Origin of the sequence: Emticicia sp., from assembly GCF_049241225.1 — a bacterium.
Lineage (GTDB): Bacteria > Bacteroidota > Bacteroidia > Cytophagales > Spirosomataceae > Emticicia.
The window spans coordinates 1-6,843 of the sequence record NZ_JBMLRC010000313.1 but is presented as its reverse complement, the minus strand read 5'-3'; the positions used below and the strand labels follow the sequence as shown (position 1 = coordinate 6,843).

Below are 6,843 nucleotides of genomic sequence, written 5' to 3'. Positions count from 1 at the left end.
CTACACAATTTAAGGCCGTGAATGGAGATTGCTGGGTACCAATGGATGGTACTGCCTTGAAAACAACGGACAAATTGAGACAAATTACAGGTATGACTACCCTACCCAATGGTGGTGGTTTGTTTATAAGAAGCCAAGAATTTGCCAATAGCACGAATTATGATCCAGATAGAATCCCAACTTCACCGATTGCTACTGTTCAAGATCAAGCATTTGCTAACCATAACCACTATGCCAATTTATCACTTAATGGTAATACTACTTCAAATGGTTCACATACCCATTCTGTATATGTTCCAGGTCGCTCAGAAGAAGGTGGATTTATTGCACAAGGAAACAATTTTGTTTCTTTTAGTGCTACCGACCGAACTGTTCAGTTCTATCCTAATTTATACTCAGGTTCAGCGGGTGATCACACTCACTCACTTTCTGGTAGTGCTACGGGCAACACAGAATACAAAGGTGATAACGAAACCCGTCCTAAAAACTTAAACTTTTGGGTCTATATCCGTATCAATTAATAATAGTCTTCTACCAATTTTTTAGTAGTCAAAAACTTAAATGACAAAAAAATGAAACCATTTATCAAATGGGTTGGGGGGCTATTGTTAATGGTTTTGAGTTTGCTACAGGTGCAAGCCCAAACCGACACGCTCTGTGACCCAAACGAAAATAAAAAAATATTCGGCGAGCTATACTTTAATTATGGCTCTGTTACGAATGCCTTTTCAGAATTTAATCGCTCTACTTTCGTAGTTGGCCAGCCTTTGGCTTCGCCACGCAATATGTTATCTCAACAAAATCAGGCAGGTTTTGGTATATACAGTCCGTGGTTTTTACCACCACAACCTCCTATTTTGATAGCTTCTCAAGGCGATTTCAAAGACCGTATCAAAGTTGCGTGGAATGTAAACCCGCTTTCTACGCCTCCAACGGGCTTTATATTGTACCGTGATGGTTCATTCTTAGCCGATTTGGGTGAAGATGTGCGTGAGTTTTTAGATTTTAATACCCAAGCGGGCGAGTTTTATGAATATAGTATTGTAGCCAAAAATATTTTTGGTACTGGTAGCCCTTCAAAGTTTGTGGGTTTTGTAAACCCAAATGGAGTAGTTTCTGGAAAGGTGGAAACCAATTCGGGCAATCCTGTACCAGGAGTAGAAGTGCGTCTTACGCCACTCACGGGTAATTCGATGGCCTTTGATGGTGTGAATGATGAGCTTTGTGTTACGTACAATGATGAGTTTCCTACAGATAAATTTACGGTTTCGGCCTACGTAAAACTTGGCGATACTAATAATGAGACTGGTATCATTGACTGGGGAAGTACCATCAATAAAAACTGGTGGATTACAACAACCCCAAGCAACGAAGCAAAAGGTTTTATTTTTCACATAGGTAACGGAACTGGAAGCGATTCATTAAAATATTATTTCCCCACAGTAATCAATCCTTTCAATGCTAATGAGTGGCACCAAATAACAATGGTCTATAATGGTTCGGCAATGTCTGTGATGGTGGATGGCGAGTTTGTTGGCACAAAACCAGCCAGCATCGTGCGTGAGAAAAACTACTTGAATATCGGTAGCAAAATCGGCAATGATGGTTTTTTTAAAGGCAAAATAGACGATATCAGAGTTTATAATCGTCCGCTAACGCAGACAGAAGTAAATTCAACCAAAAATCGTTCGGTTTCTAAATCTGAAAATGGTTTGGTATCTTACTGGAAAATGGATGAAGGTATCGGTGTAAAGGTATTTGACAACACAACTATTCCAACTAATGCTAATGTCTTTGGAGCAACTTTTTCATCAGACAAGCCAGAGGTTTATAGTGCTGGAGTTACGGACGTGACGGGATATTACGTAATTGATGGTGTGAATTATAGTCAAAACGAAGGATTTAGAGCAACACCGATGAAAAACTTTGAGTTTAATTCATCACTCGAATTTAATGCTGCCGATAAATCGTATGGTAATCTGACAGATTTTGACATGCCAGATACTTCGACTGTTCAAATCTTATTTTACCCTTTCGATTTAAAATCACGTCAGACTGTTCTATCAAAAGGTAGTTTGTACGAAGCTTATATTAATAATGGTAAACTTTTCTTGAACCTAAACGGTACTACTACTGACTTAGGGGCAATCAAAGCAAAATTCTATCATTTAGCCGTAACGCTTGATAACACAGCAGGCACGGCAAATATCTATTTGGAAGGCGAGTTGAAAGGAACTGTTTCTTTTACTGGAGTGTCTAATTGGAGAAATGGTAGTCCGTGGTTATTGGCAACCAACTCAACCAATGCGGCAACTGGGAAGTTTTACACAGGTTTGGTTGACGAGTTTGTGATTTATAAAACGGCCTTACCTCAGAATGTAATTCAAGAACATTACGTAGTGGGTTTACCTAAAGACTCTACGACTGCTTTACAATGGAGTTATTTCGACCTAAATGAAGCCACCGATACAAAAGTTTTTGATTATGCGGCCATTAACTTTGGAGCGGTCAATCCACGTGAAGGAATAATCGTGAAAGCTTCTTGGAGTAATAATGCTCGTAGAAAAGAAACAAAAGCACACGAGTTTGAGCCAAACGTGAGAGTAGTAAACTTGAATACAAGTAATACGGCGGTAGGAAACATTGATTTCAAAGATGTTTCGACCGTAAATGTATCAGGGTATGTACGTTTTGCAAATACATTTTGTTTTGAGGATAAAGTAGAAATTTTGGTAAACGGCCAATCAAATTTTCCTCAGATTTATACTGATAAAGACGGAAAATGGAGTGCTGATTTTGAACCAGGTAAAACAATTAAACTTTCGGCAAGCTACAAAGACCACGTTTTTGGGCCAAGTTTCTTTGAAATACGTAAAATTCAAGCACCAAGAGCAGGTATTATTTTCTTAGATAATACGAAGCGTGTTATTAGAGGACAAATTGCGGGTGGCGAGTGTCGTCAGTCGATTTTGCCAGTTCGATTAGACCCAACGGCCTACCAAGTATTAAAGGTAGAATCTACAAATGGTTGCTTCAGCAAAGTAGATACCCTCAGAAATCCTGATGGAAAGTATGTTTTTGATAATCTTCCAGCAATCGCCTTCGAGACAAAGTATTTGTTTCACTCCTATGATAATTCTATCAAAGATTATTTCAATAATAAAGGTGGGCAGCAAACAGATTTAAGGGATGTCCCTGGCGATACGCTTGACTTTGTGTATATTTCACAACCTCAAGTAAGAATTGATACTTCTAAAATATTATTTAACAAGTGCGACCAATTATTTGCTTATCAGACTTTATCAGACCCAAATAAAAAGCTAAAAGTTAAATTTCAAACTTTTGAAAATTATTATGGTGGTGAATGTATCGTTGATTCGGTGAAATATACTGTAAACAATGATATTGGTGATAGACTCCAAGAGGAATTTCAATCTGATAGCACAGCGTTTTTGTATGAATCAACCATCGGTGTACCTAATATATTAGAACCATACACCAAAAAACTACAAGTTACGGCTAATTATAAAGGAAGTATCGCAACCAATACCATCAATGTTATTGTTTTTGGTATGCTTTCAAGACCAGCCAGTTTCACTACTTCTGCCAATGCCAATCCGTACATGATTCTAAGAGACCCACCAGGCGACCAAAGTACGGCTACCATTGAAAAAGGAACAACCAGTTGTGCCTCAACCACTCGTGTCTGGGCAAATTCGGTTGGAGCAACTATTGCCTCAGAATGGACAATCGGCGAAATCAAAAAAGTTGTGGCAGCTCCTCTGGGTATCGGTGTAATCGAAGAAACTGGTACTGAAACAAAGATTAAACTTTCAAGTACCAATACTTACACAAATACGGGTGAAGAAGTGATGGAGGTTTGCGTGACAACCTTAAAATCAATTTCAACTTCGACTGATTTAGTGGGTAGAGACGGCGATATTTTTGCGGGAAATGGTATGAACTTCAAGATGGGATTAAACGATAGAATTTCACTCGGGCCAGATTCTTGTTCAGTTAAAGCCGATACTTTGGTTTGGGTTAGTCCGAATGGATTTAATACCGAGTTTATCTACACACGTCATCATATCATGACCGATGTAATTCCATCGTTGACAATTGCTCGAAATGCAGCTACCGACCCAAAGGAAAGAGCAAAGTTTCAGACTTCGCTTGATAATTGGAGAAAAATTATGATAATGGATTCACTTTTATTAGCAAAAACTGATGAAGGTAAAGAAAATATCTCTTTTGATGCGGGCGTAAACTATACGAAGTCGATTACTACATCGGCGGTTAAGTCTCTTTCTACTACGCATGAGTTTTCGAGTGAAAATTCATTAGAAATTGAATCGAATTTCGAAATTCCGTTTTTAAGGTCAGAATTGAGCGGTGGCGTTACGTATTCGCACGGTGAAACGTGGGCAGAAGCCAACTCCACTACCAACGAAGTAACGTTTTCGTACAATTTAGCTGATGATGATATTGGCGATAATTTCTCGGTTGATATTGCTCAGTTTGTTACGATTCCAACCGGACAAACCGACATGGACGAACTCAATAAGCGTAGAACCGAAAAGTTTAGTTCTATTGAGTACAGCGACGCTCTTTGGTCTAAAACTGAAATTGATAGTTTAGAGCGTAAGATAAATGAACTGATTAACCTTGCCCGACAAGCTGAAGTGACGATAAATAATAAAGTGAGATTAGTACAAGGAGTTCCGTCTTTAATCGAAAAGTTTGAGAGGAAGAAATTCAATCCTGGCAAAGAAATGAAAATTTATCCACTCACAGCTGTTGAAAGAGCAGAATACGAAATTAAAGGGTTTGCGGGTAATTTTCCGAGTTCTTCCGACAGAGAAGCATTCAAAAGATTTGTGCGTAGAGATAGAAAACTAAGTCTTCCAGAATTTGTTTCACCTTCATTCACGCTTGTAGCGGGTGAGTCTATGTGTCCATGGGAAGGTAGCATGACTATCAATGAAACTACAGGTGAAACCAAATTTGAAGGAACACTAAACCGTGAGCAAGTATCGTTGACAGTCGATAAAAATGTACAGATAAATGTTCCTAAAAATACACCCGCAGTTTATCACTTAAAACTTGGTAACTTAGGTTCGGCTATCAAAGACCAAGACCAACTGACTTACAAATTAGGGCTTGTTTCGGGTACTAACCCACGAGGAGCGGTAGTAAAAGTAAATGGTTTCAATATCACCGAAGCGATTCCTTTCGTACTTAATTCTCGTGAGGTTTTAGACGCAACCTTGACGATTGAAAGAGGACCAGAAGATTTCAGCTATCAAGGTATTAAAGTAGCTTTCTTTAGCGAGTGTGAAGTAGGTGTACCAAACCAAAACTCGAAAGACGATATTGCACCATTATTCTACCAAGAAGTAAGTTTGGATGCTTATTTTGTTGAGCCATGTAGCGAGGTCGATATTGCTTTTCCATTACAAAACTTTGTGCTGACTCCAGCCGATTTAGATAAACAGAGTATTAGTTTGATAGAATACGATAAAAATGACCCTGATTTAAAGGATATTATTGTTCAGTATAGAAGAGTTGATGGCGATGGAGCATGGATAAATATTCAGAAATTCTTGCCCGATGAGTTAGCTCCTTTACAGACTAATTTAATCTGGAATACCGAATTACTGCGTGATGATTTTTACGAAATTCGTGCCATCACTTCATGTAATAATGCAAGTTTAGCACCAGGAATCTCAACAATCGTTAGAGGAAAACTCGAAAGAGAAGCTCCAGTTATTGTTGGAGTACCAGAGCCTGGCGATGGCACTTGGGACCCAGGTGACGAAATCTCAATCACTTTCAATGAAGCCATTGATTGTGATAAAGTAATTCAAGCAGATATTTTGGCCAATAATACCATTGGTCTTTATGATGCCACAACTAATGCACTCGTTGATGCTAGAATTACATGCGTAGGTAATAAAATAGTGATTGTACCAAACATCAACCCTGTATTCTTTGAGAACCGCACCTTTAGAGTGCAAGTAAGTGGCAAAGACTACGACGATGCCATGATTGCTCAAAACCCGAATCATATTAGAGCAGCCATCAGAGATAAAGCTGGAAATATGATTGAGAAAACCATCAAATGGGAGTTTGCCGTCAATCAGAATAATCTTGAATGGGTCGGAACCGACATCATGGAAACGAATGAAGTACTAAAACCATTTTCGGTGAAACGTCAAATTCGCAACCGTGGCGGAAGCATTGCCAGTTTCCGTATGGAAAGTGTGCCATCGTGGCTGACGGTGAGTCCATCAACAGGCACACTCAACCCTGGGCAAGTAGCCGATGTAACACTTACATTCCAACAAGATTTATTAATCGGTGATTATCTCGATACACTCCAAATGGTTGGTTCGAGAGGAAGAGAACCACTATTGATTGATTATCGAGTGCGTTGTCCGCAACCAAACTATGTAGTAGATAATCCTGCTCAGTATGAAGGAAGTATGAATATGGTCATTGATTTGAAAATCTTCGGAGTAAAATCAAAAGACCCATCTGATGTCGTTGTGGCAAAAATTGGTGGCCAAGTGCGTGGTGTGGGTAGAGTTCAATACTATCGAAACATTCCAACTGAAGGAACTAATCCAAGCACAGGCCTACCTGATGATTCAAACCGTTGGCTAACGTTCTTAACTATCTACGGTAATTCGTCAGATATTGACAAACCAATTGAGTTTGCTATTTGGGATGGTGATAAATGTAATGAATACGTAGAAGTCTTAGAGCAAATCTCTTACGAAGAAGGTGGTTTGGTAGGTAGTCCACTTGAGCCACAGCCAATCAATGTGCTAAATTTGGTAA

At 39.1% G+C, this 6,843-nt stretch carries 2 protein-coding genes; both read left to right on the top strand.

The window, feature by feature from the left end:
- Nucleotides 1-521 (top strand): hypothetical protein (locus tag ACOVO2_RS16675; RefSeq protein WP_421771070.1); only part of this gene is annotated, 521 nt, incomplete at its 5' end.
- A 51-nt stretch (nt 522-572) separates the two neighbouring features.
- A partial coding sequence (locus tag ACOVO2_RS16670) for a LamG-like jellyroll fold domain-containing protein (RefSeq protein ID WP_421771069.1) occupies nt 573-6,843 on the top strand: 6,271 nt, incomplete at its 3' end.